Source organism: Escherichia sp. MOD1-EC6021 (assembly GCF_002965245.1).
GTDB classification, from domain to species: Bacteria; Pseudomonadota; Gammaproteobacteria; order Enterobacterales; family Enterobacteriaceae; genus Escherichia; species Escherichia coli_F.
The window spans coordinates 1-471 of the sequence record NZ_PTRU01000119.1; the positions used below are offsets into that span (position 1 = coordinate 1).

1 pseudogene is annotated in these 471 nt (G+C 52.4%); it reads right to left on the reverse strand.

Annotated elements, in window-relative coordinates:
• Window positions 1-24: 24 nt before the first annotated feature.
• A pseudogene (locus tag BEB54_RS28250) lies at window positions 25-471 on the reverse strand (protein RepA); the annotation flags it as partial.

Genomic DNA, 471 nt, shown 5'->3' on the forward strand with positions numbered 1-471 from the left:
CTCTTCACTGACTACAGTTTATGTTCAGCGGGATTTGAAGAGTTTTTCCAGGTCATCCAGCGTGATGCCCAGTTTTTCAAGCAGGGCAAGTTTCTCCGCCATCTCCGGACTGACTTTTTCCGCAGGTGAAGGTGGCAACGGATTTTCCTTACTCTCATCATTCGGCGCTTTTAACCGGGGACGCCGGTAGTGAATACAGAAGAATTTTGTCCGCCCCCGCTGGATCTCCGTGTAATCAAGATATCCAATCTCGCGCAACTGCTCCATTGCCCGTCTGACCGTCTGGTTCTGGGAAAATACAGGAGACTTCAGATTGAGGCGTGCACGCAGCCGCGCCAGCGATATCGGTGCCGGATCCCGGGGCAGGCTCTCTATAAAGGTGTAGAGTGCCTGGGCGGACTCCCGTCGCTTCAGGGCATTAATCGCCTTAAGCTGGAGAAGGACTTTTCTGTCAAACTGGTACAGTTCAAA